The organism is Streptomyces sp. NPDC005151, assembly GCF_053599875.1.
In genome coordinates this window covers 111,705-136,270 of sequence record NZ_JBSFYR010000003.1, presented here as the reverse complement: position 1 = coordinate 136,270, position 24,566 = coordinate 111,705, and the positions used below count along the sequence as shown (strand labels likewise).

18 protein-coding genes, 1 tRNA gene and 1 pseudogene are annotated in these 24,566 nt (G+C 70.3%); 19 read left to right on the top strand and 1 reads right to left on the bottom strand.

Annotation, left to right across the window (positions count from 1 at the left end):
• The first annotated feature begins 84 nt into the window (after positions 1–84).
• The 19 genes from ACWD6R_RS03555 to ACWD6R_RS03465 all read left to right on the top strand — a co-directional run bounded on the left by ACWD6R_RS03555 (position 85) and on the right by ACWD6R_RS03465 (position 22,671).
• Entirely contained in the window at positions 85–870 is a 786-nt protein-coding gene (locus ACWD6R_RS03555) for a DeoR/GlpR family DNA-binding transcription regulator (RefSeq protein WP_451817170.1), read from the top strand.
• 26 nt (positions 871–896) lie between these two features.
• Positions 897–1,274, top strand: coding sequence for a DUF4406 domain-containing protein (locus tag ACWD6R_RS03550; protein ID WP_451817169.1), 378 nt, complete (start codon positions 897–899; stop codon positions 1,272–1,274).
• Positions 1,271–1,930 (top strand): NUDIX domain-containing protein, encoded by a 660-nt coding sequence (locus ACWD6R_RS03545; protein WP_451817168.1) that lies wholly within the window; start codon positions 1,271–1,273, stop codon positions 1,928–1,930. The genes ACWD6R_RS03550 and ACWD6R_RS03545 overlap by 4 nt, the downstream gene beginning before the upstream one ends.
• Positions 1,931–2,127: 197 nt before the next feature.
• Entirely contained in the window at positions 2,128–3,309 is a 1,182-nt protein-coding gene (locus ACWD6R_RS03540; protein ID WP_451817167.1) for an ROK family protein, read from the top strand.
• A 111-nt stretch (positions 3,310–3,420) separates the two neighbouring features.
• Positions 3,421–4,947 (top strand): sugar ABC transporter ATP-binding protein, encoded by a 1,527-nt coding sequence (locus ACWD6R_RS03535; protein WP_451817166.1) that lies wholly within the window; start codon positions 3,421–3,423, stop codon positions 4,945–4,947.
• 114 nt (positions 4,948–5,061) lie between these two features.
• Positions 5,062–6,090, top strand: a complete 1,029-nt coding sequence (locus ACWD6R_RS03530; RefSeq protein WP_451817213.1) for an ABC transporter permease — start codon at positions 5,062–5,064, stop codon at positions 6,088–6,090.
• Between the two features lie 87 nt (positions 6,091–6,177).
• Entirely contained in the window at positions 6,178–7,215 is a 1,038-nt protein-coding gene (locus tag ACWD6R_RS03525; RefSeq protein ID WP_451817165.1) for a substrate-binding domain-containing protein, read from the top strand.
• Positions 7,216–7,285: 70 nt separating this feature from the next.
• Positions 7,286–8,515, top strand: coding sequence for a Gfo/Idh/MocA family protein (locus ACWD6R_RS03520; protein ID WP_451817164.1), 1,230 nt, complete (start codon positions 7,286–7,288; stop codon positions 8,513–8,515).
• 12 nt (positions 8,516–8,527) lie between these two features.
• Positions 8,528–9,532, top strand: a complete 1,005-nt coding sequence (locus ACWD6R_RS03515) for a sugar phosphate isomerase/epimerase family protein (protein ID WP_451817163.1) — start codon at positions 8,528–8,530, stop codon at positions 9,530–9,532.
• Positions 9,533–9,921: 389 nt separating this feature from the next.
• Positions 9,922–13,635, top strand: coding sequence for a ThuA domain-containing protein (locus ACWD6R_RS03510; protein ID WP_451817162.1), 3,714 nt, complete (start codon positions 9,922–9,924; stop codon positions 13,633–13,635).
• 140 nt (positions 13,636–13,775) lie between these two features.
• Positions 13,776–14,894, top strand: coding sequence for an inositol-3-phosphate synthase (locus ACWD6R_RS03505; protein WP_451817161.1), 1,119 nt, complete (start codon positions 13,776–13,778; stop codon positions 14,892–14,894).
• Positions 14,891–16,069: an SCO3242 family prenyltransferase gene (locus tag ACWD6R_RS03500; RefSeq protein ID WP_451817160.1), complete on the top strand. Its 1,179-nt coding sequence runs from the start codon at positions 14,891–14,893 to the stop codon at positions 16,067–16,069. Before ACWD6R_RS03505 ends, ACWD6R_RS03500 begins: the two co-directional genes overlap by 4 nt.
• Complete coding sequence (locus ACWD6R_RS03495) at positions 16,066–16,959, top strand: sugar phosphate isomerase/epimerase family protein (protein WP_451817159.1); 894 nt, start codon at positions 16,066–16,068, stop codon at positions 16,957–16,959. Before ACWD6R_RS03500 ends, ACWD6R_RS03495 begins: the two co-directional genes overlap by 4 nt.
• Complete coding sequence (locus tag ACWD6R_RS03490; RefSeq protein ID WP_451817158.1) at positions 16,950–17,675, top strand: EboA domain-containing protein; 726 nt, start codon at positions 16,950–16,952, stop codon at positions 17,673–17,675. Before ACWD6R_RS03495 ends, ACWD6R_RS03490 begins: the two co-directional genes overlap by 10 nt.
• The gene (locus tag ACWD6R_RS03485) at positions 17,675–18,523 is read left to right on the top strand and encodes a TatD family hydrolase (protein ID WP_451817157.1); all 849 of its coding nucleotides are present in this window, start codon (positions 17,675–17,677) and stop codon (positions 18,521–18,523) included. The genes ACWD6R_RS03490 and ACWD6R_RS03485 overlap by 1 nt, the downstream gene beginning before the upstream one ends.
• A gap of 4 nt (positions 18,524–18,527) precedes the next feature.
• Positions 18,528–19,703, top strand: a complete 1,176-nt coding sequence (gene eboE, locus ACWD6R_RS03480) for a metabolite traffic protein EboE (protein WP_451817156.1) — start codon at positions 18,528–18,530, stop codon at positions 19,701–19,703.
• Entirely contained in the window at positions 19,700–21,109 is a 1,410-nt protein-coding gene (locus ACWD6R_RS03475) for an alkaline phosphatase family protein (protein ID WP_451817155.1), read from the top strand. Before eboE ends, ACWD6R_RS03475 begins: the two co-directional genes overlap by 4 nt.
• A gap of 49 nt (positions 21,110–21,158) precedes the next feature.
• On the top strand, positions 21,159–22,310 hold the full coding sequence (locus ACWD6R_RS03470) for a sugar phosphate isomerase/epimerase family protein (RefSeq protein ID WP_451817154.1): 1,152 nt from the start codon (positions 21,159–21,161) through the stop codon (positions 22,308–22,310).
• A gap of 273 nt (positions 22,311–22,583) precedes the next feature.
• Positions 22,584–22,671 (top strand) — tRNA-Leu (locus ACWD6R_RS03465).
• Between the two features lie 95 nt (positions 22,672–22,766).
• Here ACWD6R_RS03465 and ACWD6R_RS03460 read toward each other — a convergent pair.
• Positions 22,767–24,289, bottom strand: a pseudogene (locus ACWD6R_RS03460) (ISL3 family transposase).
• Between the last annotated feature and the right edge of the window lie 277 nt (positions 24,290–24,566).

The following is a 24,566-nucleotide window of genomic DNA, read 5'->3' as shown; positions in this document are numbered from 1 at the left end:
CGAACGCACTACCCGATCGTCTGGCAGTCCGGTATCTCTCACATCATGATGTGCAAACGAACATGAATGTGTTAGAAATAAGTTATGGGTGTCGCCAATCGTCTGGACCTGACCCTGCGACTGGTGCAGGGCTCCGACCGGGTTTCCGTGTCGGAGCTCTCCCATCGCCTGGGGGTCTCCGAAATGACCGTTCGCAGGGACCTGGACGCGCTGGAGCGCCAGGGGCTGGTGCGCCGGGTGCACGGCGGCGCCGTCGCCACACGTTCGCGTGAGGAAGGAGCGGGCTTCGCGGCCCGTGAGTCGTGGCAGGCCGCGACGAAGGACCGTCTCGGTGCGGCCGTGGCCGCGATGATCGAGCCGGGATCGCGCGTGCTGCTGGACGCGGGCACCACCACCGTGCACGTCGCGAAGCACCTGGTCGAACGCGCCCCGCTGACGGTCGCGGTGCTCAGTCTGCAGGCGGCGGTGTGCCTGGCGGACCGGCCCGGCATCGAGCTGCTGGTCGTCGGCGGCCGGTCCCGTGCCGGGGAGCAGTCGCTGGTCGGCCCGCTTGCCCTGCGCACACTTGAGGCCCTGGCCTTCGACTGCTTCGTGCTGTCCATCGGCGGTGTGCACGCCGAATACGGGTGGTCGGAGTTCTCGCTGGACGATGCGGCCGTCAAACAGGCCGCCCTTGCGCAGGCGGCGCGCACGATCGCCGTGGCGGACGCGACCAAGCTCGGGGTGCGCGCGTTCAGCCAGGTCGCCGCGCTGGGGGCGGTGGACGCCTTCGTCACCGACGCCGCGGCCCAGGATGACGCCACGCACCCCAACGGCCCGCTGACCCTGACGGCCCTGCGCGATGCGGGCGTCAGCACAGCCTTGGCCTGAACCCCGTCTGCCTTGAGGAGTGCATCATGACCGCTGTCCCACGACCGCTGATGATCCTGGTCGCCGGCCCCTACCGGTCGGGCACCGGGGACGACCCGGCCAAGCTCGACGCCCATGTGCGGGCGATGAACCAGGCCGCACTGCTGCTCTTCCGCTCCGGCCACTTGCCAGTCACCGGCGAGGCTCTGGCCCTTCCCCTGCTGGACACCGCGGGAAGCACCGGCCCGGGCGACGCGGCATTCCAGGAGATCTTCCACCCCATCGCCGAACTGCTGCTGGCGCGCTGCGACGCGGTGCTGCGCATCGGCGGCCCCTCGGACGGGGCGGACCGGATGGTCTCGCGGGGCCGGGATCAGGGGCTGGACATCTACACCCGTATCGACGACGTCCCGGCCGCCCGGTGACGGCCGGCCTGGACACCCCCGACCGCCGCGGGCGTACCGGCCTGGACCGGCACGGCCGCGACCTGACCGGCAACCCGCGGGTGCGTATCGAAGACGTGGAAGTGCTTTCCTGCGACTGGTACGTCCTGCGCCGGACGACCTTCGACTACCGGCACAGCGACGGCCATTGGAGCCGGGAGCAGCGGGAGACCTACGACCGGGGCGACGGCGCCACGATTCTGCTCTACAACACCGATCGCCGCACCGTTCTGCTGACTCGCCAGTTCCGTCTGCCCGCCTACGTCAACGGGCACCCCGACGGCATGCTGATCGAGACCGCCGCCGGGCTCCTCGACGGCGACAGCCCCGAGGAAGCCATCCGCAGGGAAGCGGCCGAGGAGACCGGACACATCATCGGCACCCCCGAGCGTGTCTTCGAGGTGTACATGAGCCCCGGATCGGTCACTGAACGCCTGCACTTCTTCGCTGCCCCTTACCGTCCGCAGGCCTCCGCCGCCGAGGGGTACGGGATCGCGGCCGAGGGTGAGGACATCGCGACGGTGGAACTCCCCTTCGCGGAGGCGCTCGCGATGGTCCGCAGCGGCGTCATCGCCGACGCCAAGACCATCATGCTGCTGCAATGGGCGGCCCTGGACGGCCCGTACCGGCACTCCTGATTCCCCGCCCGGCCGCGGCGCGGGCCTCGAAACGCCTCCGCGCCGACCGCCAACCGGCCGAACGGCTTTGTCCTCGGTGTGGAGAAAGTTGTAGCGGATTCCTGCGCAACTTCTTCCCAGTCCCGGCAACCGCTGCTACGTTCCCCTCGAAAGCCCGACGGATAAACCGATGTGGCGGGGAGGGGCGCGTGAGACGTATGACGGCACGACCCGCGAATGCGCATCAGGCGCGACTGCTCCGGCTGTTGCGCGACGGCGGGCCCAACTCCCGGGCGCAGCTGGGGGATCAGATCGATCTCTCCCGCTCCAAGCTCGCCGTCGAGGTGGACCGGCTGCTGGAGACCGGACTCGTCGTGGCCGACGGACTCGCCGCCTCCCGCGGCGGGCGTCGCTCGCACAACATCCGGCTCGCTCCCGCACTGCGCTTCCTCGGCGTCGACATCGGTGCCACGTCGATCGATGTGGCGGTCACCAACGCGGAGTTGGAGGTTCTGGGCCACCTCAACCACCCCATGGACGTACGCGAAGGACCTATCGCGATCTTCGAACAGGTGCTGTCCATGGCGGCCAAACTCCGGGCCTCCGGACTCGCCGAAGGCTTCGACGGCGCGGGCATCGGCGTACCCGGACCGGTCCGCTTCCCCGAAGGCGTACCGGTCGCACCCCCGATCATGCCCGGCTGGGACGGCTTCCCGGTCCGCGAGGCACTCAGCCAGGAACTGGGCTGCCCCGTCATGGTCGACAACGACGTGAATCTGATGGCGATGGGGGAACAGCACGCGGGCGTCGCACGCTCCGTGGGCGACTTCCTCTGCGTCAAGATCGGTACCGGTATCGGCTGCGGCATCGTCGTCGGCGGCGACGTCCACCGCGGTACGACGGGCAGCGCCGGCGACATCGGCCACATCCAGGTCGAACCCGACGGCCGCGCCTGCGCCTGCGGCAACCGGGGCTGCCTGGAAGCCCACTTCAGCGGCGCCGCCCTGGCCCGCGACGCCGAGGACGCGGCGCGCGCGGGACAGTCGCAGGAGCTCGCCGCCCGGCTGGAGGCGGCCGGGAAACTCACCGCCGCCGATGTGGCCGCCGCCGCGGCCGCCGGTGACGCCACCTCGCTCGACCTGATCCGCGAGGGCGGCAACCGGGTCGGCCAGGTCATCGCCGGACTCGTCAGCTTCTTCAACCCCGGACTGGTGGTGATCGGCGGCGGTGTGACCGGCCTCGGCCACACGCTCCTCGCCAGTGTCCGGACCCAGGTCTACCGGCAGTCCCTGCCGCTGGCCACCGGCAATCTCCCCATCGTGCTGGGTGAGTTGGGACCGGCCGCCGGAGTGATCGGCGCCGCCCGGCTCATCAGCGACCACCTGTTCTCACCGGCCTGATCCTCGACCGGTACGCACCACCGAACCGCCTCCCGCCCCTTTCGGCCGGGGGGCCAAACAGCACTGCGCCCTGCCCGCTCACCGGCCCCGCACCCGCCGAGGGGATTTGTCATGGCATCAGAACCACCCCTGCTCACCATGTCCGGCATCACCAAGTCGTTCCCCGGTGTGCGCGCCCTCGACGGCGTGGACCTGGAGGTCCAGGCCGGTGAAGTCCACTGTCTGCTCGGGCAGAACGGCGCCGGCAAGTCCACCCTCATCAAGGTGCTCGCCGGGGCCCACCAGCCCGACGGCGGCGAGATCACCTGGCGCGGCGCACCCGTCTCGCTCAAGTCGCCGATCGCCGCCATGCGTCTCGGCATCGCCACCATCTACCAGGAACTCGACCTGGTCGAAGGCCTCTCGGTCGCCGAGAACATCTTCCTCGGCCACGAACCCACCACCGCCCGCTTCGTCGTCCGCACCCGCGAAGGACGCGCGGCCGCCGCCGCACTGCTGAAGCGCCTCGGCCACCCCGAGATCGACCCGGCCCGTCCCGTCGGCGCGCTCTCCGCCGCCCAGCAGCAGATCGTCTCCATGGCGCGGGCGCTCTCCCACGACGTACGGCTCATCGTCATGGACGAGCCGTCCGCCGCCCTCGACCCCGACGAGGTCGCCAACCTCTTCCGTATCGTCGCCGGGCTCACCGCCGACGGGGTCGCCGTCGTCTACATCTCCCACCGCCTGGAGGAGATCCGCCGGATCGGCGACCGGGTGACCGTGCTCAAGGACGGGCGGGCCGTCGCCGTCGGGCTGCCCGCCGAGTCCACCCCTACGCGCGACATCGTTGCCATGATGACCGGCCGCAATGTCGAGTACGTCTTCCCGCAGCGCCCCGAGGCTCCCGCGGAGGACACCCGGCAGGACCCCGTGCTCACCGTCGAAGGACTCGCCAGGGAAGGCGAGTTCGCCCCCGTCGACCTGGAACTGCGGCCCGGCGAGATCGTCGGGCTCGCCGGACTCGTCGGATCCGGGCGCTCCGAGATCCTGGAGACGATCTACGGAGCCCGCAGGCCGAGCGCGGGCCGGGTCCTCGTCGGCGGGCGGCCGCTGCGCCCCGGCAGCGTCCGCGCCGCCGTCGCCGCGGGCATCGGACTCGCCCCCGAGGAACGCAAGGCGCAGGCCCTGCTGATGCTCGAATCCGTCACCCGTAACGTGTCGGTCTCCTCCATGTCCCGCTTCTCCCGGGCCGGTTGGCTCGACCGCGGAGCCGAGCGCCGGGCGGCCCGCGCCGCCACCCGCGCACTCTCGCTGCGCCCCGACAACCCGGACACCCCCGTCCGCACCCTCTCCGGCGGCAATCAGCAGAAGGCCGTCCTGGCCCGCTGGCTGCTGCGCGGCTGCCGGGTGCTTCTGCTCGACGAACCGACCCGCGGTGTCGACGTCGGCGCCCGCGCCGAGCTCTACGCCGTGATCCGCCGGCTGGCCGACGAAGGCCTCGCCGTTCTGCTGGTCTCCAGCGAAGTGCCCGAAGTACTGGGCCTGGCCGACCGAGTAATAGTGCTCCGCGAGGGCCGGGTCGTTCATACCGGGCCCTCACGAGGTCTTGACGAGTACCGCGTACTCGACCTTGTGGTGACTCCTCCCTCTCGTGAATGAGAGGGCTTCTCACTCAGCCGCATGGCGGCCTCATGACGGCCAAGCCCTGACCGCTGCCCGAGGGCAGGCGTACAACCTATCAGTGCATGACGGGAGTTACTCGTGCTGAGCAAACTGCACTCGACGAGCGGACCGGCCGCCACGCCATCCGTCCGCGCAGCTGACCCACCGACCCGTGGTCCCTGGCGTTCTCTACTGGGCCGCATCGACGTCCGAGCCCTGTCGCTGCTCGGCGTCCTCGCCGTACTGATCGCCGTCGGCGGGTTCACCGAGCCCGACGCCTTCCTGGACACCGGGAACCTGCAGCTGATCCTGACCCAGTCGTCCGTCATCGGCGTCGTCACCGTCGGCATGACGTTCGTCATCACCAGCGGCGGCATCGATCTGTCGGTCGGCGCGATGGTCGCGCTCGCCTCGGTCTGGGCGACCACGCTCGCCACCCAGGAGTACGGCTTCGCGGGGATCCTCTTCACCGCCGTACTCGTCGGCCTCGGCGCCGGACTCGTCAACGGGTTGCTGATCGCGTACGGGAGGCTGGTGCCGTTCATCGCGACGCTGGCGATGCTCGCCTCGGCCCGCGGTCTCGCCCTTCAGATCACCGACGGCAAGACACAGATCGTCACCGTCCAGTCGGTCCTCGACCTGGGGCTGCCCGACTCGTACGTCCTCGGCATCCCGCCGCTGGTCATGGTCTTCGCCGCGGTCACCGTCATCGGCTGGCTGGTGCTGAACCGGACGACGTTCGGACGCCGTACGGTCGCGGTCGGCGGCAACGCGGAAGCGGCCCGCCTCGCCGGGATCGACGTGACGAGGCAGCGGCTCTACCTGTATCTGCTCTCCGGGCTCTGCTGCGGCATCGCCGCCTTCATGCTGATCATCCTGTCCGGCTCGGGACAGAACACCAACGGCAACCTGTACGAGCTCGACGCCATCGCCGCCGCGATCATCGGCGGCACCCTGCTCAGCGGCGGACGCGGCACGATCGTCGGCTCCGTCCTCGGTGTCCTTGTCTTCACCACCATTACCAATATCTTCGCGCTCAACAATCTGCAGAGCGATGTCCAGCAGATCGCCAAGGGCGCGATCATCGTTGCCGCCGTCCTGGTCCAGCGCCGAACCTCGGCCCACGGGGACACCTCCTGAGCCCCCGGACTCTCCCCACTCCACCCCACCCCATCTCACCCGCAGTTCCGCATGCCACCCACGCACCGGATGAAGGGTTCGACAGCCATGCCAGAAACCAGCCGCAGAGGACTGCTCTTCAGCACCGCAGCCGTCTCCGCGGGCGCTCTCCTCACCGCTTGCACCAGCAATGAGCCCAAGAAGTCGCAGACCGCGCAGAGCAATCAGCCGACTGCCGACGACAAGCCCGGCAAGCCCGTCACCATCGGCTTCGCCGGACCACAGGCCGACCACGGATGGCTCAACGCCATCAACGAGAACGCCAAGTCGCGGGCGGAGAAGTACTCCGAGGTGACCCTGGAGATCACCGAGGGCTCCAACGACACCGCCGCCCAGATCGGCCAGGTCAAGACCCTCATCAACAAGAAGGTCGACGTCCTCGTCATCCTCCCCGCCGACGGCAAGGCGCTCACCCAGGTCGGTCTGGAGGCGATGAAGGCGGGCATCCCCGTCATCAACCTGGACCGCATCTTCGCCTCACCGCAGGCCTACCGATGCTGGGTCGGCGGCGACAACTACGGCATGGGGCTCAATGCCGGCACGTACATCGGCGAAAAGCTCAAGGACAAGCCGAACGCCAAGGTGGTCGAGCTCGCGGGCATCGACAACCTGGAGCTCACCAAGCAGCGCAGCCAGGGCTTCGCCGACGCCCTGGGGAATTACTCCAACATCAAGCTGGTGGCCCGTCAGGCCGCCGACTTCACCGTCGAGTCCGGCCAGGCGAAGATGGCTCAACTCCTGCAGGCGCAGAAGAAGTTCGACGCCCTGTGGAACCACGACGACGACCAGGGAGTCGGCGCGCTGCGCGCCATCCAGCAGGCGGGCCGGGACGAGTTCCTGATGGTCGGAGGCGCGGGCGCGAAGTCCGCGATGGACGCCATCAAGGCCGACAACAGCGTCCTGAAGGCCACGGTTCTCTACCCGCCGACGATGGCCGCGTCCGCCATCGACCTGGCGCGTGCCCTGGGGCAGGGCAAGGGCATCGGCGGGCTCTCCGAACTGGAGATCCCGACCAGCCTCACCCTCTACTCGGCCGTCGTCACCAAGGACAACATCGACCAGTACCTGCCGACGGGCTTCAGCTGATCCACCGTCCAGGAGGGTGCTGACCCTCCTGCCGTGCGCCCACCGAACGACCGACGAGGAGGAAGCCCGTATGGCCCGTAGGGAAGAGACGGAGCAGGAGGCCGCAGCGCCGCCGACGACCGTGCCGAAGGCGACGCTCGGGGTCGGCATGGTCGGATACGCGTTCATGGGCGCCGCCCACTCACAGGGGTGGCGCACCGCCGGACACGTCTTCGACCTGCCGATGCAGCCGGCTCTCGCCGCGATCTGCGGACGCGACCGTACGGCGGTCTCCGCCGCCGCCGAACGGCACGGCTGGGCGGCGGCGGAGACCGACTGGCGCGCCCTGATCGCCCGGGACGACGTCCAGCTCGTCGACATCTGCACGCCCGGCGACAGCCATGCGGAGATCGCCATCGCCGCCCTGGAGGGCGGCAAGCACGTGCTGTGCGAGAAGCCGCTCGCCAACACGGTCGCCGAGGCGGAAGCCATGACGGAGGCCGCGGAACGGGCCAGGGCCCGCGGCCAGGTGGCGATGGTCGGCTTCAACTACCGCAAGGTGCCCGCGATCGCGTACGCACGGACGCTGATCGCCGACGGCAGGCTCGGCGCCCTGCGGCACGTCCGGGCCACCTACCTCCAGGACTGGCTGGTCGACCCGGAGTCGCCGCTCACCTGGCGGCTCAAGCGCGAGCACGCGGGATCCGGTGCGCTCGGCGACCTCGGGGCGCACATCGTCGACCTCGCCCAGTATCTGGCGGGGGAGCTCCTGGTGGGGGTGTCGGCGGTCGCCGAGACCTTCGTACGGGAACGACCGCTGCTCGCCGGCGCGTCGGCCGGGCTCTCGGGCACCGCGGACAGCGGAGCACGCGGGGCGGTCACCGTCGACGACGCCGCCCTGTTCACCGGCAGGCTCGCCTCCGGAGCACTGGCCTCGTTCGAGGCGACCAGGATGGCGGCGGGCCGCAAGAACGCGCTGCGGCTGGAGATCAACGGCGAGTGCGGCTCGCTCGCCTTCGATCTGGAACGCCTCAACGAACTGTCCTTCCACGACCACACCGAGCAGGCCACCACCGCCGGGTTCCGCCGCATCCTTGTCACCGAGCCCGCGCACCCGTACCTGGAGGCGTGGTGGCCGCCGGGCCACGCACTCGGCTACGAGCACACTTTCATCCACCAGGCCCGCGACCTGGTCATGACGATCGCCGAAGGGGCTGACCCCGTTCCGTCGTTCGCCGACGGACTTCAGGTGCAGCGGGTGCTCGCGGCGGTGGAGGAAAGCGCCGAGAAGAGCTCCGTACACACCCCCGTACCGTCCTAGGAGGTTCCGCGCATGCCCCGTCCCTTCACGCTCTTCACCGGTCAGTGGGCCGACCTGCCGCTGGAGGAGGTCTGCCGGCTTGCCCGGGACTTCGGTTACGACGGGCTCGAACTCGCCTGCTGGGGCGATCACTTCGAGGTCGACAAGGCTCTCGCCGACCCCGGCTATCTCGACGGGCGGCGGCAGCTGCTCGACAAGTACGGTCTGAAGTGCTGGGCGATCTCCAACCACCTCGTCGGGCAGGCGGTCTGCGACAACCCGATCGACGAACGGCACCAGGGCATCCTGCCCGCCCGGATCTGGGGCGACGGCGAGCCCGAAGGGGTACGGCAGCGGGCCGCCGAGGAGATCAAGAACACCGCCCGCGCGGCCGCCGCCTTCGGGGTCCGTACCGTCATCGGCTTCACCGGCTCGTCGATCTGGCACCTGGTGGCGATGTTCCCACCGGTGCCGCCGCGAATGATCGAGCGCGGTTACGAGGACTTCACCGAGCGCTGGAACCCGATCCTCGACGTGTTCGACGCGGAGGGCGTGCGGTTCGCCCACGAGGTGCACCCCAGCGAGATCGCGTACGACTACTGGACCACGCACCGGGCCCTGGAGGCCGTCGGCCACCGGGCCGCGTTCGGACTGAACTTCGACCCGAGCCATTTCGTGTGGCAGGACCTCGATCCGGTCGGCTTCCTCTACGACTTCCGGGACCGGATCTACCACGTGGACTGCAAGGAGGCCCGCAAGCGTCTCGACGGGCGCAACGGCCGTCTCGGCTCGCACCTGCCCTGGGGCGATCCGCGGCGCGGCTGGGACTTCGTCTCCGCCGGGCACGGTGATGTGCCGTGGGAGGACGTGTTCCGGATGCTTCGCTCGATCGACTACGAAGGCCCGATCTCGGTGGAGTGGGAGGACGCCGGGATGGACCGGCTGGCGGGCGCACCGGAAGCGCTTGCCACACTGAAGCGGTACGACTTCGACCCGCCCGCTGCGTCGTTCGACGCGGCATTCGGGGGCGGCGACTGACGGCTCCTCCCGGGGGCTCCACCCTCGGACCTCCGCTCCTCGAACGCGCCCTTTGAGCCCGTCCGGCGGGTGAGGACCGGGTCCGGGGCGGAGCCCCGGCGAGGCGGAGCGGGTAGCGGACAGGTCTGCGCAGCCCGGCGGCGCACGCGCCGCCGGGACGGTCCCGGCTGCCCGGAACCTCCTTTGTCCTGACCAAGGAAAAAGTTCAACTTATCCCCTGCGCAAGGGCTTTCCACCCCGGACGAACCCGTCTACCGTCCCCTTGGTGTACACGACATGACCTGCGTCACCGGGGCCCCACCAGGCCCTCGGTGACCTGCGCGGCAGTCCCCGCGCGGAACGGCACGGCAGCACTCGCCCGTACAACCGGCACTCTCCGGAGGACACTCGTGCACAGAACCAGAACCCGGCCCCGATTCCGTACATCCCTCGCCCTGCTCACCGGCGGCCTGCTCACCGCGGCCACTCTCGCCCTGGGCGCCCCGCCCGGTGCGGCCGCATCGGGCCCGACCTCGCCGGCCGCGTCCGACGCGGCGGCGACCGAGGACTTCCAGCAGGTCACCCTCGCCAAGGGCGCCGCCGAGACCGGCGAACCCATGTCCCTGGCCGTGCTCCCCGACCGCAGCGTCCTGCACACCTCGCGCAACGGCGAGCTGCGGATCACCGACAGCGCAGGCAACACCAAGGTCGCCGGTGTCATCCCCGTCTACTCGCACGACGAGGAAGGCCTCCAGGGCGTCGGTATCGACCCGGACTTCGACAAGAACCGGGCGATCTACCTCTACTACGCGCCCCCGCTGGACACCCCCGCGGGTGACGCCCCCGAGACCGGGACCGCCGCCGACTTCGCCAAGTTCGACGGCGTCAACCGGCTCTCCCGCTTCCTCCTCAAGGAGGACGGCACCCTCGACCTGAGCAGCGAGAAGAAGGTTCTCGACGTCAAGACGTCGCGCGGCATCTGCTGCCACGTCGGCGGCGACATCGACTTCGACGCGCAGGGCAACCTGTATCTGTCGACCGGCGACGACTCCAACCCGTTCGCCTCCGACGGCTACACGCCCATCGACGAACGCCCGGACCGCAACCCGGCGTTCGACGCCCGGCGCACCTCGGGCAACACCAACGACCTGCGCGGCAAGATCCTGCGGATCAGGGTCGCCGACGACGGCTCGTACACCATTCCCGACGGCAACCTCTTCGCGCCGGGCACGGACAAGACCCGGCCCGAGATCTACGCGATGGGCTTCCGCAACCCGTTCCGCTTCAGCGTCGACAAGGCCACCGGCATTGTCTACGTCGGCGACTACGGGCCCGACGCGGGCGCGGCCGACCCCAAGCGCGGACCGGCCGGACAGGTCGAGTTCGCCCGGGTGACCAAGCCGGGCAACTTCGGCTGGCCGTTCTGCACCGGGAAGAACGACGCGTTCATCGACTACGACTTCGCGACGAAGACGTCCGGCGCCGCCTTCGACTGCGACGCCCCGAAGAACACCTCGCCGCACAACACCGGTCTGGTCGACCTGCCCCCGGCGCAGCCTGCCTGGATCCCGTACGACGGCGGTTCCGTGCCCGAGTTCGGCACCGGCTCCGAGTCGCCGATGGGCGGCCCCGTCTACCACTACGACCCGAACCTCGACTCGCCCGTGAAGTTCCCCGAGGCGTACGACGGGGACTTCTTCGCCGGCGAGTTCGGCCGGCGCTGGATCAAGCGCATCGAGCAGGACGGCGACGGCACCGTCCAGTCCATCAACAACATCCCGTGGTCCGGGACCCAGGTGATGGACATGGCCTTCGGCCCGGACGGGGCGCTGTACGTCCTGGACTACGGCCTCTCCTGGTTCGGCGGCGACGAGAACTCCGCGCTCTACCGCATCGAGAACGCCACCGGCGGCCACTCGCCCGTAGCCGAAGCCGCCTCCAACAAGACGTCCGGCACCGCACCGCTGAAGGTGCAGTTCTCCTCGGCCGGCACCACGGACTCCGACGGTGACGCACTCACGTACGCCTGGGACTTCGGCGACGGCGGCACGTCGACCGCCGCGAACCCCACGTACACGTACCGGAAGAACGGCACCTTCACCGCGACCGTCACCGCCAAGGACCCCACCGGACGCACCGGATTGGCGAGCGTCCATGTGACCGTCGGCAACACGGCACCCACGGTGAAGCTGGAACTCCCGGGTGACGGGCAGCTGTTCAGCTTCGGGGACAAGATCCCGTTCAAGGTGACCGTCACCGACCCCGAGGACGGCACGATCGACTGCTCGAAGGTCGAGGTCCGCTTCGTGCTCGGCCATGACAGCCACGGCCACCCGATCACCACGGCCAACGGCTGCACCGGCACCATCAGCACCCAGATCGACGGCGGACACGACCCGAACGCAAACATCTTCGGAGTCATCGACGCCTCGTACACCGACGGCGGGGGCGGCGGCCAGGCCGCACTCTCCGGCCACGACCAGTCGCAGCTTCAGCCCCGCCACCGCCAGGCCGAGCACTTCACCGAGTCGTCCGGCATCAGGACGTACAACAAGGCGGCCGCGCACGGCGGCAAGACGGTCGGCGACATCAACAACGGCGACTGGATCGCCTTCAAGCCGTACATTCTCGGTGACTCCACCAAGCTCACCGCCCGGATCTCGTCCGGCGGCGCGGGCGGCTTCCTCGAAGTACGGTCCGGCTCCGCGACCGGCAAGATCCTCGGCTCCGCACCGGTGCCGGTGACCGGTGGCTGGGAAAACTTCCAGGACATCGACGTACCGCTGCGCGGCGTCCCGGAGAAGGCCACCGAACTCTTCCTGGTCTTCAAGGGCGGCGCCGGGGCGCTCTACGACGTCGACGACTTCGAGCTCTCCCACAGCGCCCCCGACCGGACCGCCAAGCGGGTCCTGGTCTTCTCGAAGACGGCCGGCTTCCGCCACGACGCGATCCCCGCGGGCATCGCGGCACTGAAGGAACTCGGCGCGACCAGCAACATCACCGTCGACTCAACCGAGGAAGCAGGCCAGTTCACCACCAGCAACCTCGCCCGCTACGACGCCGTCGTCTTCCTTTCCACAACCGGTGATGTCCTGAACGTCGACCAGCAGAAGGCGTTCGAGAACTACATCGCCACCGGCGGCGGCTACATGGGTGTGCACGCCGCAGCGGACACCGAGTACGACTGGTCGTTCTACGGCGGACTCGTCGGCGCGTACTTCGCCGGACACCCCGCGATCCAGCCCGTCACCGTCCGCGTCGAGGACCACAAGCACCCGGCGACCGCCCACCTCGACGACGCCTGGAACCGAACCGACGAGCTGTACAACTACCGCACCAACCCGCGCGACAAGGTGAAGGTCCTCGCCACGCTCGACGAGACGACCTACACCGGCGGCACCATGAAGGGCGATCACCCGATCACCTGGTGCCAGACCTACCAGGGCGGCCGCTCCTTCTACACCGGCCTCGGCCACACCAAGGATTCGTACGCCGAACCTGCCTTCCGCCAGCTCCTCCTCGGCGGCGTCCGCTACGCGGCCGGACAGGTGAATGCCGACTGCAAGCCGGACACCGGCTACCGGTCGATCTTCAACGGCAAGACGCTCGAAGGCTGGAAGCAGGCGGGCCCCGGGAAGTTCAACGTCGTCGACGGTGAACTCCGCTCCGAGGGCGGCATGGGCCTGCTCACCTACCAGGCCAAGGAGCTGGAGTCGTACTCGCTGAAGCTCGACTGGAAGCTGGCGGGCGACGACAACTCCGGTGTCTTCGTCGGATTCCCGGAGTCCGACGACCCCTGGTCCGCGGTGAACAACGGCTACGAGGTCCAGATCGACGCCACCGACGCCCCCGACCGCACCACGGGCTCCGTCTACACCTTCAAGGCGGCGAACATCCAGGCCCGTGACCAGGTCCTGCGGCCGCCCGGTCAGTGGAACAGCTACGAGATCAAGGTCCAGGGCGAACGGCTCCAGGTCTTCCTCAACGGAGTCAAGATCAACGACTTCACCAACACCGATCCCGTCCGCAGCCTGAAGAACGGCTACATCGGCCTCCAGAACCACGGAGCCGACGACCAGGTGTCCTTCCGCAACATCGAGTTGAAGGAGCTGCCCGCCGCCTAGGCGACAGCCGCAGTCCGACGGCGGGCGGGGCAAAGGCCCTACCTCGCCCGCCGTCACCCCCCACCCTTGTCCGCCTCGATTCGATCAGCTCCGCTCTCTTTGCACTGCCCAGCCAAAATCCCCAGCCAGGGAGGCAGCCCGTGTCAGCAGATGCCGTTCGTACCGGAGTCTGGTTCATCGGAGCACGCGGCTCCGTCGCCACCACCGCCACGGCGGGCTGCGCGGCCGTCGCGGCGGGGCTCCACCCGGCGGCAGGCATGGTCACCGAGACCGCGCCGTTCGCCGGCAGCGGGCTGCCGGCGCTGACCTCCCTGGTCTTCGGCGGACACGACACCGTCGGCTGTCCGCTCCCCAAACGGGCGGAGGCACTGGCCGCCGGGGGAGTGCTCCCGCACGGGCTGCCCTCCGCCGTACGGACCGAACTCGCGGCCGCCGACGCCGAGATACGCCCGGGTGGCCCACTGCCCGGTGACACCCGCACCGACGAGGAACTCATCGCCGCGTTCGCCGCGGACCTCACCGACTTCGGCCGCCGGGGCGACCTGACCCGCACGGTCGTCGTCAACGTCGCGTCGACGGAACCCGTCCCGGAACCCGGCGAGAACCGGCTGCCCGCCAGCTCGCTCTACGCCGCGGCCGCGCTCCGGGCCGGCTGCCCCTACATCAACTTCACCCCCTCCACCGGACTGCGCGCTCCCGCGCTCCAGGACGCCGTCGCGGACTGCGGACTTCCTCACGCAGGCCGCGACGGCAAGACGGGCCAGACGCTGCTCCGCTCCGTACTCGCCCCGATGTTCGTGCAACGCGCCCTGCCCGTACGGGCCTGGTCCGGCACGAACCTGCTGGGCGGCGGGGACGGAGCGGCGCTGGCCGACCCCGGCGCGGCGGCGGCCAAGAACGCGGGCAAGGAGCGCGTCCTCGCCGACACGCTCGGCGCCGCGCCCGAGGGGGAGGTGCACATCGACGACGTACCCGCGCTCGGCGACTGGAAGACGGCCTGGGACCACATCGCGTTCGACGGATTCCTCGGCGCCCGCATGGTCCTCCAGACGACCTGGCAGGGCTGCGACTCGGCGCTGGCCGCCCCCCTGGTCCTCGACCTGGCGCGGCTGCTCGCCCGCGCCCAGGAGGTGGGCCTGACCGGCCCGCGGCCCGAACTCGGCTTCTACTTCAAGGACCCGGACGGCGGCCCCGCCGCACTGTCCGAGCAGTACATGGCGCTGCTGGCCTTCGCCGAACGGCTGCGGGGGGAGAAGTGACAGCTACCGTACGGGCCTGGGCCGAGCTGCTGCGGATCTCGGCGCTGTTCACCGTCCCCGGGGACGCACTCGCCGGGGCGGCGGCCATCGGGAGGCGTCCCGGCCGTGGCACCGCGCTGGCCGTCGGCGCCTCCCTCTGCCTCTACGAGGCGGGCATGGCCCTCAACGACTGGGCCGACCGCGACGAGGACGCCGTCGACCGTCCGCACCGCCCGATCCCCTCGGGCCGGATCACCCCGGGCGCGGCCCTCACGGCAGCAGGCGCGCTGACGGCCGCGGGCCTGACCCTCGCCGCCCGCGCCGGCCGTCCGGCCCTGACGGTGGCCACCGCCCTGGCCGCAACGGTCTGGGCCTACGACCTCCACCTGAAACACACCCAGGCGGGCCCGGCCGCGATGGCCACGGCGCGCGCCCTGGACCTGCTGCTGGGCGCCACCGCGACATGGGGGGCAGGCGCGAAGCCGGAGCACTCCGGCACGCGCACGGTCACCGCGCCCGGCCCGGCGACCGGCCTCGTCCGGGCACCCGCGCCCATCCCGGGACCCGCGAGGAAGCAGCGCCGCGGACCGATCGCCCGGCTCGTCGGCCGGGGCGGCCGCGCCATGGCGAAAGCAGCCGGGGATGCGCAGCCGCGCCAAGGGGAGCCGTCCCGGCAAGCAGCCCTCCCGCTGCGCGCCGCACTCCCCGCCGCCGCCCTGCTCGGGGCGCACACCTACGCCGTCACCGCCGTCTCGCGCCACGAGGCGCAGGGCGGTTCCACCGTCGCGCCGCTCTCCGCGCTCGCGGCGGTCATCGCGCTCGGCGCCACCGCGGTGCGCGAGCAGCGGGGGCCCGGGGACGTGCCCCCGGTTCCGGGAAGCGGCGCGTCGGGTGACGTCCACCGCCCCGCACCCGGAGCACCCGCACCTGCGGCCACCCCCACCGGTACCCTGCCCCGACTCCTCCTCACCGCGCTCACCGGCGCCTACCTCCGGACCGCCGCCGAGCCGCTCCTCCACGCCGCCCTCAACCCGTCCCCGCCGCTGACCCAGCGCGCTGTGGGCAGCGGCATCCGGGCGATGATCCCGCTCCAGGCCACGCTCGCCGCCCGCGCCGGAGCGGCCGGCACCGGGCTCGCCGTCATGGGGCTCGTCCCTCTTGCCCGCACACTCGCCCGGAAGGTGAGCCCCACATGACCATCCGTCTCGGCTACGGCACCAACGGGCTCACCGACCTCCGCCTCGACGACGCCCTCGCGCTCCTCGCGGGCCTCGGGTACGACGGCGTCGGCCTCACCCTCGACCACATGCACCTCGACCCCCTCGCCCCGGACCTCGCCGCCCGCACCCGCCGCGTGGCGCACAGACTCGAACAGCTCGGGCTGGGTGTCACCGTCGAGACAGGTGCCCGCTATGTCCTCGACCCGCGCCGCAAGCACGGCCCGTCCCTCCTCGACGCGGACCCGGAGGCCCGCGCCGCCCGCACCCGGCTCCTGGTCCGGGCCGTCGAAGTCGCCGCCGACCTGGGCGCCCACGCCGTGCACTGCTTCAGCGGCATCACCCCACCCCACACCACGCCCGATACGGCCTGGCAGCGGCTGACCGACGCCCTGACCCCGGTGCTCGTAGCCGCCGACCGCACCGGCGTCCCGCTCGCCATCGAGCCCGAACCCGGACATCTCCTCGCCGATCTCTCCGACTTCCACCACCTGCGCATCCTCAGCGGCGACCCCGAACCACTCGGGCTCACCCTCGACATCGGCCACTGCCAGTGCCTGGAGCAGTCCTCACCCGCGGACTGCGTCCGGGACGCCGCACCCTGGCTGCGCCACGTCCAGATCGAGGACATGCGCCGGGGCATCCACGAGCATCTGCCGTTCGGCGACGGCGAGATCGACTTCCCGCCCGTACTCGAAGCGCTCGACACGCTCGGCGACACCGGATACCGCGGCCTCACCGTGGTCGAACTGCCCCGCCACTCCCACGCCGGCCCCGAACTCGCCCGCACCTCCCTCGACTTCCTCCGCTCGCGCATCCCGTCGAAAGTCCGGGCGGACGCCCCGAAGGGAGCAACGTCATGCCGATGACCCCGCCGTCGCCCCTGCCGGCGTCGCCGCAGACGCCCCCGCTGCTGACCCGCGGGCAACTCGACGCCCGGCTCGGGGGCGCCGCACGCGCCTGGCTCGACGAGGCCCTCGCCGAGGCCGCGCACGCCGCCGTCCACGAGGAAACCGTGCGCGGCGGCCCGTACGCCGTGCCCCCGTGGGAGCTGCGGTTCGCCGCCGCGGGCCGGCACTGCGGACTGGAGCACGCCGACTCCGTACGCGCCCTGCTGCTCCTCGAAGCCCGCGCCGCCCTCCCCGCCGTGACCAGGCTCTACGAACAGGGCACCGCCGCCGAGCGGCGCGCCGTCCTCCTCACCCTCCACCGGCTGGACCTCGGCCCCACCGCCCTCCACCTCGTCGAGGACGCCCTGCGCACCAACGACACCCGGCTGGTCGCCGCCGCCGTCGGTCCGTACGCCGCCGCCCATCTCGACACGCACCACTGGCGCCACGCCGTCCTCAAGTGCCTCTTCACCGGCGTCCCCGTCGAGGCCGTCGACGCACTGGCCCACCGCGCCCGCGGCGACGCCGAACTCGCCCGCATGCTGGGCGACTTCGCAGCCGAACGCACCGCCGCCGGCCGTACCGTCCCCGGCGACCTGCGCCGCGTCCTCACCCTCACGGCCCCCGCACCCTTCCCCGAGCTCTCGAACATCCTCGAGCAGGGGAGACCCCATTCCCCCACGGAGGAGTCCTGATGCGCATCTTCGACCCGCACATCCACATGACCTCCCGCACCACGGACGACTACCGGGCGATGTACGACGCAGGTGTCCGCGCGCTCGTCGAACCCTCCTTCTGGCTCGGCCAGCCCCGCACCTCGCCCGCCAGCTTCTTCGACTACTTCGACGCCCTGCTCGGCTGGGAACCCTTCCGCGCCGCCCAGTACGGCATCGCCCACCACTGCACCCTCGCCCTCAACCCCAAAGAGGCGAACGACCCCCGCTGCACCCCCGTCCTGGACGCCCTGCCCCGCTACCTCGTCAAGGACTCCGTCGTCGCCGTCGGCGAGATCGGCTACGACTCCATGACCCCCGCCGAGGACACCGCACTCGCCGCCCAGCTGCAGCTCGCCGCCGACCACGGGTTGCCCGCCCTCGTCCACACCCCGCACCGCGACAAGCTCGCCGGTCTGCGCCGCACCATCGACGTGATCCGCGAATCCCACCTCCCCCCGGAGCGGGTCCTGCTCGATCACCTCAATGAGACGACCGTGAAGGACGCCGTGGACAGCGGCTGCTGGGCAGGCTTCTCCATCTACCCCGACACGAAGATGGACGAGGACCGCATGATCGCGATCCTCAAGACCCACGGCACCGAGAAGATCCTGGTCAACTCGGCCGCCGACTGGGGCAGGAGCGACCCCCTCAAGACCCGGAAGGTCGGCGACGCCATGCTCGTCGCCGGGTTCAGCGACGACGACGTCGACCAGGTGCTCTGGCGCAACCCCGTCGCCTTCTACGGCCAGAGCGGCCGCCTGCAACTCGATCTCGCCACACCCGATCCACTCCACGAGGGGAACTCCATCCTCCGTGGCGGGGAGTGACCCGATGCGCTTTCGCCACCCCGACGGATCCACCGTCCACCTCGCCTACTGCACGAACGTCCACCCCGCCGAGACCCTGGACGGTGTCCGCGCCCAACTGCGCGACCACTGCGAACCCGTCCGCAGACGACTCGGCCGCGACCGCCTCGGCATCGGCCTCTGGCTCGCCGGGGACGCCGCGAAATCCCTGATCAACGACCCCGTCCAGCTGCGCTCCCTGCGCGCCGAACTCGAGCGCCGAGGCCTCGAAGTCGTCACCCTGAACGGCTTCCCGTACGAGGGGTTCGGCGCCGAAGAGGTCAAGTACCGGGTGTACAAGCCGGACTGGACGGACGCCGAACGCCTCGCCCACACCACCGATCTCGCCCGGCTGCTCGCCACCCTGCTCCCCGACGACGTCACCGAAGGCACCATCTCCACCCTCCCGATCGCCTGGCGCACCCCGTACACCGGCGACCCGGAAGCCGCCCGCACCGCACACACCGCCCTCAGTACCCTCGCCGAACGGCTCGACGCCCTCGCCGAGCTGACCGGAAAGTCCATCCGGATCGGTCTCGAACCCGAACCGGGCTGCACGGTCGAGACCACCGCCGACGCCATCGCACCGCTCACCGCCGTCGGACACGACCGCATCGGCATCTGCATCGACACCTGCCATCTCGCCACCTCCTTCGAGGACCCGGACACCGCCCTCGACGCACTCGCCGCAGCCGGCATCCAGGTCGCCAAGTGCCAGCTCTCCGCCGCACTCCACGCCGAACACCCGCACCTCCCCGAGGTGCGTACCGCGCTCGCCGCCTTCGCCGAACCCCGCTTCCTCCACCAGACCCGCACCCGCACCACGCACGGACTGCGCGGCACCGACGACCTCGACGAGGCGGTCACCGGCCAGGCACTGCCCGACGGCACCCCGTGGCGCGCGCACTTCCACGTCCCGCTGCACGCACCGCCCGCCCCACCGCTCACCTCAACCCTCCCGGTGCTCCAGTCCACGCTGACCCGACTGGTCGGCGGAGCCCGGCCGCTGACCCGTCACCTGGAGGTCGAGACGTACACCTGGCAGGCGCTCCCCGCCGAGCTGCGCCCCCGCAGCCGGCCCCAGCTCGCCGACGGCATCGCCGCCGAACTCACCCTCGCCCGCGACCTCCTGGTCGACCTCGGCCTCAAGGAGCTCCCGTGACACCGGTCGAAACGGGCACGTCCCCCACCGGCGCCCCCACCCCCCTCCTCGTCCTCGACGTCGTCGGCCTCACCCCCCGGCTCCTCGACCACATGCCAAACCTCGCATCCCTCGGGCAGTCCGGCACCCACGCCCCCCTCGGTACCGTGCTGCCCGCCGTCACCTGCGCCGCCCAGTCCACCTTCCTCACCGGCACCACCCCCGCCGAACACGGCATCGTCGCCAACGGCTGGTACTTCCGCGAGCTCGGCGACGTCCTCCTCTGGCGCCAGCACAACGGCCTCGTCGCCGGCGACAAGCTCTGGGACGCCGCCCGCCGCGCGCACCCCGGCTACACCGTCGCCAACATCTGCTGGTGGTACGCGATGGGCGCCGACACCGACATCACGGTGACCCCGCGTCCCGTCTACTACGCCGACGGCCGCAAGGAACCCGACTGCTACACCCGGCCGCCCGCCCTGCACGACGAACTCACCGAGAAGCTCGGCACCTTCCCCCTCTTCCACTTCTGGGGACCTGGCGCCGACCTCGTCTCCTCGCAGTGGATCATCGACGCGACCCGGCACATCCTGGACACCCGCCACCCCGACCTGGCCCTGTGCTACCTGCCGCACCTGGACTACGACCTGCAGCGCTACGGGCCCGACGACCCCCGCGCGTACCGGGCGGCGGCCGAGCTCGACCGGGCCATGGCCCCGCTGCTCGACGACGCCCGCCGCGAGGGGCGCACCGTCGTCGCGCTCTCCGAGTACGGCATCACCCGCGTCGACCGCCCGGTCGACATCAACCGGGCACTGCGCCGCGCCGGCCTGCTGGAGGTCCACACCCAGGACGGCATGGAGTACCTGGACCCGATGGCCTCCCGCGCCTTCGCCGTCGCCGACCACCAGCTCGCCCACGTCTACGTACGCCGTCCCGAGGATCTCGATGCGACCCGTGAAGCTCTCCAGGACGTCCAAGGCATCGAACAGCTCCTCGACGACGAGGGCAAGAAGGCTCACGGCCTCGACCACCCGCGCTCAGGCGAGCTCGTCGCCGTTGCCGACCCGGATGCCTGGTTCACGTACTACTACTGGCTCGACGACGCGCGCGCCCCCGACTTCGCGCAGCTCGTCGAGATCCATCGCAAACCCGGATACGACCCGGTCGAACTCTTCCTGGACCCCCAGGACCCGTACGTCCGGGTCAAGGCGGCCACCGCGGTGGCCCGCAAGAAGCTCGGCATGCGCTACCGCATGGCGGTCGTGCCCCTCGACCCGTCACCCATTCGCGGCAGCCACGGCCGTCTCCCCATGAGCGACGAAGAAGGTCCGCTCATCCTCTGCTCCACCCCCCACGCGTTCACCGGACCCGTCCGGGCCACCGAAGTGAAGTCCTTGCTCCTCACGCTTGCCGGCCTCGCATGAGATCGGTCCGTGCACAGCGTTTCGAGCATCTTCGAGAAAGAGAGAGACCGTGACCGCGTACAACGACGAATCCGGAACGGACAGCGCCCTGCGCCGCAGCCTCGGCGTCAGTCGCCGCCGCTTTCTGAGCACCTGCACGGCCGCTGCGGCAGCGGCGATCGCCGCGCCCGCCTTCGGCGCGTCGCCGGCCCTCGCCCAGACCGCATCCGGCCAGGGGCAGGGCGTCGGCCAGGCCCTGGTCCCGGCGGCGAGACGAGGAATCATCCTGTACACCGTGCGCGACGCCACGGGCCGGGATCCGCTCACCACCGACCTTCCCTCGGGCTTCCGCGAGGTCTTCAGGGAGCTGGCCCGCTACGGCTACCAGCAGGTCGAGTTCGCCGGGTACGGCCAGCACGCCAACGCACCCGGCGGAAACAACCTCGAATCGGTGGAAGGCGCGAAGCTGCTGCGCTCGTGGCTGGACGAGTACGGTCTGCGCGCCCAGGGCAACCACGGCTTCATCCCGTCGTCCTGGCCGCTGAACCAGAGCGACCTGGACCAGTTCAAGCGCCACCTCGAGATAGCGAACATCCTCGGCATGGAACACATGGGCACCGGTGGCGACCCCACCGGCAGCGCCTACCGTGCCGACTGGGACGTGGCCGCCGACAAGTGGAACACGCTGGGACAGATCGCTCAGGGTGCGGGCATCAAGCTCTACACCCACAACCACGACGCGGCCTACGGCTTCCTGCTCGACGGCGGCCCGCTGGACGCACAGGGCCGCCCCACCCGCAGCTCCGGCACCCGCAAGCTCGAGTACTTCCTTCAGGTCACCGACCCGAAATCCGTATGGCTGGAGATGGACATCTTCTGGGCGCACGTCGCTCAGTACAAGTTCCACACCTACACCGCGCACGACGGATCGCAGCAGGAGAACATCTTCGACCCGGCGGCACTGGTCCGCGGCAACACCAAGCGCTACCCGCTGTTCCACGCCAAGGACGGCATCGTCAACACAGCCAGCGGCAACGGCTACGACATGGTCCCCTTCGGTACCGGGGCCATCGACTACCGGACGTTCTTCCGTCGCGCCGGGGCGAAGAACTACCACAACCCGATGGTCGAGCAGGACAACGCACCGAGCTCGACCGTCCCCGCGCAGTCCCTGAACCATGCGCGGATCGGTTACGACAACTTGGCGGCGCTGCGCAAGTAGGACCATCGGCGGCACCGGACGGGCGGTCCGCGCCTCACCCCGAATTCCTGACACCGGGGAACAGCGCGAGCGCCCGCCCGGTGACGTCAGGCACCGTGCGCTCCACGGCCGTACTGCCCGTGCACGAACGACGACAGACCGTACGCGCGCCGGGCCGGCCACTTCCGTATGCCCGCCATCCCCCCACTGACCACCGAATATGCAGGTGAGAGGCACCCCAAACCCCTGGTATTGTTTTCTTTGTCGCCGCGGGAGACCGGGGCCGATCACCTAGTCCGGGTGGCGGAATGGCAGACGCGCTAGCTTGAGGTGCTAGTGCCCTTTATCGGGCGTGGGGGTTCAAGTCCCCCCTCGGACACCAACCATTACCCCACGGCTTCTTTGAAGCGGTGGGGGTCTGTCGTTTTTCTGGCTCTGACAAGATTTTCGTAGCCGTTGATCGTGCCTCGGTGTGGATCAGTTGAGCAGGATGCGGTGGCGGAGGAGTCGAAAGCCGGCGCGGCCGTGCATCTGTCGCTTGATCAGTTTCGTCTTGGTGTTGACGCCTTCGGTTCCGCCGTTGTGGAACGGGAGGGTGAGCCCGTTGACGACGGCGTCGTGGTCGCGTTCCAGACCGCGAGTGAAAGCGTGCAGGTGGGGCAGGTCGTCCTCGCGGACCCGGGAGATCCACTCCTCAAGGTGTCGGGCGTTGTCGGCGGCGGGGGTGAGCAGGGCCGCGAAGGAACGGATGTGCCCGGCCAGGGCGGTCATCTCGGGGCAGGCCCCGGTCAGCGCTGCGAGGAGCTCGCGGTCCTTGTCCTTGAGCTGTTCGGGCTCGGTACACAGCAGGCCCTTGAGGCGGCGGGGCGGTCGGACTCGACGCGGCCCTGGTTGATGTAGCGGTAGAGGAGGTTCGAGCTGCCCTGGTAGCCACGTTCCTTGATCTCCTTCAGGAGCTGCCCGACGCTCACGGCGGGATCCTCCTCGCGGCGCCGTCGCAGGTGGTCACGGTAGGGGTCGACCAGAGTGGACCGGTACTGCGGGGCCTTCGTCAGTTGCTCGGGCTCGGGGACGCGGGCATAACGTTTGACGGTGTTCAGCGCCAACTGCAGGCGGCGGGCGCATTCCAGCAGGCCGACGCCCCGGTCGAGCAGGGCGTGGACCTGATGCCAGCGTTCCCGGGTGGTTTCCTCGCGGATACGGGCCTGGGAAGGCGGTCCGTATTTCGCCCAGCAGCCGGCGTGCGCGTGGACCTCCTTGAGGACAGCTTCGCCGAGGTTGTGCCACAGGTGCCAGCGGTCGCTGATCTGCGGCACCTGGGGCAGTGCGTCGGCGACGGCCTGCGCGTATCCGGCCGCGCCGTCCCTGCAGACCGCCTCGATGCCCGGATGGGCACGTAGCCAGGCCGTCAGAGTCTCGGCCTTGCGGTCGGGCAGGACCTCGACGCGTTCGCGGGTCTCGGCGTTGATCAGGATCGTGGCGTAGCGGTGGCCGCGCCGCAGTGCGAAGTCGTCCACACCGAGCACCGTGGGCACCGCCACCGCGGGCAGGGGGATGCGTAACAAGCAGGTCAGCATGCTCGCCCACGACAGGGTCTGGTGCAGATGGAGCAGCAACCGGGCCCCGGCTCTCCCGGCCAGGGCCGTCGCGACCGATGCGATCACCTTCTGCAGTGCGGGGGTCCGACGCTGGTAGCGCACCGTCAGCCCAGGGACCTGCTCGACGAACGTGGTCCTGGAACAGTCCGCGTTCTCGCAGTACAAGCGGCGCACCGACACGTCGATCACCACCGGTCTCCCGCCGATCGCCTCGTCTGCGACATGCCGCACATACCGGCTGTGCTCCCACGCCGACTCCTGCCCGCAGCCCGGGCAGATCACCGAGACTCCGGCGGCAGTCCGCACCGTGATCCTGACCAGGCCCTCGCCTGCCTCCACCGCCTCGACCAACACCGAAGCCAGCTGGGGAAGCAGCGCCGTCAACTCGACATCACACGCCACCAGCCTTCCCCACCAAGGCACTTGCCGAGGCCGAAACCGCGAAGTCGATCAACGGCTACGAAAATCTTGTCAGAGCCGTTCGCTGTACAGACCCCGGCCTGACTGGCACCGGCCGCAAGAACGCGGACACCAACGCTACGGGTATCGAGGACGCGGCCACTCGGTCGTAAGACAGACATAACGGGCCGGGGCCGTCCCCAAGTGAATGATGCGGGGTGGCCGATCCGGCCCGGTGAGTAGAAACTCAGCGGGCCGGAGCGCTGCCAGGTGGGATGTA

What these genes read in the sequence shown, in the direction of transcription:
- ACWD6R_RS03555 (WP_451817170.1), top strand. Translation starts at nt 85, where the DNA reads ATGGGTGTCGCCAATCGTCTGGACCTGACCCTGCGACTGGTGCAGGGC.
- ACWD6R_RS03550 (WP_451817169.1), top strand. Translation starts at nt 897, where the DNA reads ATGACCGCTGTCCCACGACCGCTGATGATCCTGGTCGCCGGCCCCTAC.
- ACWD6R_RS03540 (WP_451817167.1), top strand. Translation starts at nt 2,128, where the DNA reads ATGACGGCACGACCCGCGAATGCGCATCAGGCGCGACTGCTCCGGCTG.
- ACWD6R_RS03535 (WP_451817166.1), top strand. Translation starts at nt 3,421, where the DNA reads ATGGCATCAGAACCACCCCTGCTCACCATGTCCGGCATCACCAAGTCG.
- ACWD6R_RS03525 (WP_451817165.1), top strand. Translation starts at nt 6,178, where the DNA reads ATGCCAGAAACCAGCCGCAGAGGACTGCTCTTCAGCACCGCAGCCGTC.
- ACWD6R_RS03520 (WP_451817164.1), top strand. Translation starts at nt 7,286, where the DNA reads ATGGCCCGTAGGGAAGAGACGGAGCAGGAGGCCGCAGCGCCGCCGACG.
- ACWD6R_RS03515 (WP_451817163.1), top strand. Translation starts at nt 8,528, where the DNA reads ATGCCCCGTCCCTTCACGCTCTTCACCGGTCAGTGGGCCGACCTGCCG.
- ACWD6R_RS03495 (WP_451817159.1), top strand. Translation starts at nt 16,066, where the DNA reads ATGACCATCCGTCTCGGCTACGGCACCAACGGGCTCACCGACCTCCGC.
- ACWD6R_RS03490 (WP_451817158.1), top strand. Translation starts at nt 16,950, where the DNA reads ATGCCGATGACCCCGCCGTCGCCCCTGCCGGCGTCGCCGCAGACGCCC.
- ACWD6R_RS03485 (WP_451817157.1), top strand. Translation starts at nt 17,675, where the DNA reads ATGCGCATCTTCGACCCGCACATCCACATGACCTCCCGCACCACGGAC.
- eboE (WP_451817156.1), top strand. Translation starts at nt 18,528, where the DNA reads ATGCGCTTTCGCCACCCCGACGGATCCACCGTCCACCTCGCCTACTGC.